General features: G+C 56.1%; 4 protein-coding genes. 3 read left to right on the top strand and 1 reads right to left on the bottom strand.

Translation table 11 applies throughout. From position 1 onward, the window contains the following. A partial coding sequence (locus tag ACXJ5O_RS19315; protein WP_457301310.1) for a DUF1697 domain-containing protein occupies positions 1–463 on the top strand: 463 nt, incomplete at its 5' end. Here ACXJ5O_RS19315 and ACXJ5O_RS19310 read toward each other — a convergent pair. Then, a complete protein-coding gene (locus ACXJ5O_RS19310) occupies positions 439–1863 on the bottom strand; it encodes an aminotransferase-like domain-containing protein (RefSeq protein ID WP_457301309.1) in 1425 nt (474 codons plus the stop codon). The genes ACXJ5O_RS19315 and ACXJ5O_RS19310 overlap by 25 nt on opposite strands. Positions 1864–1976: 113 nt before the next feature. Here ACXJ5O_RS19310 and ACXJ5O_RS19305 point away from each other — a divergent pair, with 113 nt between their 5' ends. Both ACXJ5O_RS19305 and ACXJ5O_RS19300 read left to right on the top strand, forming a co-directional pair. Beyond that, positions 1977–2840, top strand: a complete 864-nt coding sequence (locus ACXJ5O_RS19305; RefSeq protein WP_457301308.1) for a DMT family transporter — start codon at positions 1977–1979, stop codon at positions 2838–2840. Positions 2841–3169: 329 nt separating this feature from the next. Beyond that, positions 3170–4501: a DEAD/DEAH box helicase gene (locus ACXJ5O_RS19300; RefSeq protein WP_457301311.1), complete on the top strand. Its 1332-nt coding sequence runs from the start codon at positions 3170–3172 to the stop codon at positions 4499–4501. The last annotated feature ends 222 nt before the right edge of the window (positions 4502–4723 follow it).

The following is a 4723-nucleotide window of genomic DNA, read 5'->3' as shown; positions in this document are numbered from 1 at the left end:
GAACGTGCTTGTCGAGGCGGGTTTCGAGGGTGTGCAAACTTATATGCAAAGCGGCAACGTTGTTCTCAGGTCCAACACGACGGCTCGCCAGATCGCCGAGACAATTTCGGGCATTTTTTTGAAAACGTTCAGTTTTGAATCGCGTGTCTCTATCCGTAATATTGACGAATGGAACTGTATGATCGCGAAGAATCCCTATCCCCAAGCCCAAGAAAATCCAAAGTCGCTTCACGCCGTCATTCTTGATGAAGACCCGACTGACGCTGCGCTTGAAAATTTTGCCAGCAAGGCGAGTGAAACCGAAAGTTTTACTGTCAGGAACCGTGTTCTTTACCTCTATACGCCCGACGGTTTTGGCACTTCAAAACTCGCCCTCGCACTCGACAAGGCGCTGAAAGTGCCGCTCACCGCACGTAACTGGCGAACTGTCCTGGCTCTTCAAAAACTGGCAGAAGCAGTCTGATCGGCAATCAGCCTTTCCAGTACCGTGAAAATACGCGGGTCGTTGCACTGCGCCACATTGAAACGCATGTAGGAAGACGCGGCCTGCGACTGGCTGAACACATTGCCTGGCGCAAAAATCACCCCTTCTGCCAGGCCGCGTTGCGCAATCTTTGCGGCGTCCACGCCTTCCGGCAGTTTGCACCACAGAAACATGCCGCCGCGCGATTCGATCCAGGGAACCAGGCCGAGCGGCTTCAGCTTGGCTATTGTGTCGCCCATGCTCTTTGCCAGTTGCGTGCGCAGGCCGTCCATGTGCTTGCGATAGCTTCCATCCTTCAGCATGAACAGTACGAGTTCTGCACCCAGGCGTCCGCCGCCAAAGGATGTAGCGATACGCAAATCCACCAGCCCTTCGATCCAATCGCGCCGCGCAGCAATGAAGCCGCAGCGAACAGATGCCGATAGCGATTTGGAAAAGCTGCCGATATGCACGACCCGATCTAGCCCATCGAACGCAGCGAGCCGAGGTGCCGATTCATGTTCGAAATCGGCAAAGATATCATCTTCGATGATTGTCAGATCGTGCTGCTCTGCAAGCTTGAGCAGCCGATGGGCGACGACGGGCGAAAGCACTGCGCCAGTCGGGTTATGCAGGGCGGAATTGGTAATGTAGAGGCGAGGCCGGTGTTCCGAAAGCGCTTCCGCAAATCGATCGAGGTCGGGACCGTTTGGCGTGTAAGGCACCCCGATCACCCTGGCCCGATGCGCCTTGAGCAAGGCGTGGAAGTTGAAATAACACGGGTCATCCACGATGACGGCATCCCCAGGCTCAATCAGGAAACGGCAAAGAAGATCGATTGCCTGCGTGCCTGATTCCGTCAACATGATCTGGTCGGGAACCGCCTCAATGCCATGTCCATCCATGCGGCGTGCAAGTAATTGGCGCAATGGTTTCAACCCTAACGGCGATGCATAGTCGGTGAGGGAGGACTCATCCGCCCTTGCCACGGCGCGCAGGGCGCGACGAATTCCTGCTTCAGGCATCCATGAGGAGGGCAGCCAACCACAACCGGGCTTTGCCGTGCTGTTATTTGCATCCAGTGACGCGCGCGACACCCAAAGAGGATCAATGGCATGGTCAAGCCGCGGCCCGATTTCAGCCAGTGACAGAGGCGGCAGATGACCGGCGACATAAAAGCCCGAGCCGCGTCGCGACAAGATGATTCCTTCGGCCGCGAGCCGGTCATACGCCTCGACAATTGTCGATTTCGATACTGACAACGTCTCGGCAAAACTGCGTATTGAGGGGAGCTTTGCTCCCGGCGTGAGTGCGCGCCCGGCGATGCGTTGACGAACCTCGTGCATCACGCGATTGACCAGCGTTCCTCCTTCGAGCTTGAGTTCAACGGTTTTGTCCATCTGTACTGCTTGCCATCCCATGACAGTTTGCGTGTATTGTACTGTACCGTATCTGGAAAATCTACGGCGCTAGGTGGATACAGCTTACGATGTGATCGCATGGCAGAGAAAATATGGACAAGATAACAAGCGGCTGGATTAACGGATTTATCGGCGTACTTATTTTCAGTGGGTCGTTGCCGGCGACACGTGCGGCCGTTGCTGGATTTGATCCCATCTTCGTGACCGGTGCGCGTGCCACGATTGCAGCTGCGCTGGCGCTTGCCCTGCTACTAGCCTTCCGCGAAAAGCGCCCGATGAGGACGGATCTCGGCCCGTTGTTCATCACTGCCATGGGTGTCGTCGTTGGCTTTCCTCTTCTGACCGCACTGGCACTGCGTCACATCACGTCAGCTCATTCCATTGTGTTTATCGGGCTTCTACCACTTGCGACTGCCATTTTTGGTGTGTTGCGCGGTGGTGAGCGCATGCGTCCTTTGTTCTGGCTGTTTTCCTGTGCGGGCAGCCTGCTCGTTGCTGGATTTGCATTGACGCAGAATTTCGCGGCATCGCTAACCGGCGATCTGTTGATGTTCGCGGCCGTTGTCGTTTGCGGGCTTGGCTATGCGGAAGGTGCGCAGTTGTCGCGCAAACTAGGGGGCTGGCAGGTGATCTGCTGGGCGTTGGTCCTCTCGTTGCCAGTCATGCTGCCCCTGACCCTCTATGTTTTCCCGTCGGATTTGAGGATCATCAAGCAGCCCGCCTGGATTGGCCTCTTCTATGTCTCGCTCTTTTCAATGCTGATAGGCTTCATTTTCTGGTATCGCGGGCTGGCTCAAGGCGGAATTGCGGCTGTCGGTCAACTGCAGCTGCTGCAACCTTTCTTCGGTCTCGTTCTCGCTGCGACACTGCTGCACGAATCCGTCAGCTGGCCAATGATCGCCGTCACTGTTGCAGTGATACTATGCGTGGCGGGTGCCAAGCGCTTCGCCAAATAGCTTGGTCCTTTTGCGCCGCACAATAAAATCGTTTGCTTTTTGGCGTAAGAAGGCCCATATGCCGATCAGGCGCTTGGACCGGGCAATCCGGTCTTCCGATTGAGGACTTCGTGGCGTCTGAGACCCATCCGCATGATGCGGTGGGCACGGCTGCGCAAGTCGCATGAACCCAAAGCCATTGGCACGGGGTTCCTCGCGTCTCGTCGTTTATCCCAAAATTATTGCACGCAGGTTGCGCCCTGTGATGCGTTGTGTGGCCCGCGGTTTTCCGCGCCGGCCAATGAAAGAAGATTGAATTGGAAACTATTGAAACAAACGGGTTTGCCGCCATGGGTCTGAATGCCGTCCTGCTCAAGGCAGTCGAGGCAGCTGGAATGGCTACCCCCAAGCCCATCCAGGCACAGGCTATCCCGGCGCAGCTCGCCGGTCAGGATATTCTTGGCATCGCCCAAACAGGCTCCGGCAAGACAGCGGCTTTTGCACTGCCGATCCTGCAGAAAATTATAACCATTGGTGATAAGCGCAAGGGCAAGACCGCCCGTGCGCTCATCCTCGCTCCAACCCGCGAACTTGCCGTACAGATCGAAGAAACGTTCCGTACACTGGCAAAAGGCGCGCACATTTCGACCGCGCTCGTTCTTGGTGGTGTCTCACGCATTGCCCAGATCAACAAGATGCAGGGCGGCGTCGATGTCTTGATCGCAACACCAGGACGTTTGACCGACCTTGTGCGTGACAACCGCGTCGATCTCTCGGAGACGCGCTGGCTCGTGCTCGATGAAGCTGACCGCATGCTCGACATGGGCTTCATCAACGATGTGAAGCGCATTRCCAAGGGCACTCATCGTGATCGCCAGACGGCTCTGTTCTCGGCGACGATGCCGCAGGAAGTTGCCACATTGGCTGCAAGCCTTTTGCGCAATCCCGTTCGTGTGGAAGTTGCGCCGCAGGGTACAACGGCTGCCGAGATCAAGCAGGTTGTTCACATGATACCGACCAAGCAGAAGAAGCAGGTTCTATCTGCCATGCTCAAGGATGCGGACTTGTCGTCGGTTATCGTCTTTACCCGAACCAAGCATGGAGCTGACGCGGTTACACGCGTTCTGGAGAAAGACGGCTATAATGTTGCGGCCATTCACGGCAACAAGTCGCAAAATGCGCGCCAGCGCGCGTTGAATGGCTTCAAGGATGGTTCCGTACGTATTCTGGTCGCAACCGATATCGCTGCGCGCGGCATCGATGTCGTTGGCATCAGCCACGTGATCAATTTCGATCTGCCGGACGAGCCAGAGAGCTATGTCCACCGGATCGGCCGTACGGGCCGTAATGGCGCATCCGGTAAGGCGATCACGCTTTATGATCCGGCGGAAGAGGCTTCCAAGTTCAAGGCTGTCGAACGCGTTACGCGTATGCGTCTGCCAATGGCGGATTCGCCGATCGACCTTTCGAGCCTTCCTGCTCGTGCTGCCAATAGCGACCAGCGCCCGCCGCGTCGCGAAGGCGGTAACGGTACGCCTGGCAAGAAGCCGCATCGCGGCCAGTCTGCTGGCAAGCCGCGTGAACCACACGGTGAAAAGGTATGGAGCAATGATGCAGGTGGTCCCGCACAGAAGCGTCCATTCCGCCGCAACAAAAAAGGCTTCGGCGCAAGGGCTGCTTAACAGCTTCTATTGACGTATTATCAGGCCGCCGGCACATCGTGTCGGCGGCCTTTTCAAATGTTTCTTTGAAATAAATATCCGCATATCGTCTGGTTTGAAAAATTCTATGCTTGAACGGTTTGATCGGGACAAATAGGTTCAAGCCACGCAGAATGAAGGACTTGGCCTATGTATGATTCAGTGATCGACACCATCGGAAACACGCCGCTCATTCGTCTCAAG

It is taken from the genome of Phyllobacterium sp. P5_D12, from assembly GCF_054049495.1.
This window is presented reverse-complemented; position numbering and strand designations above follow the sequence as displayed.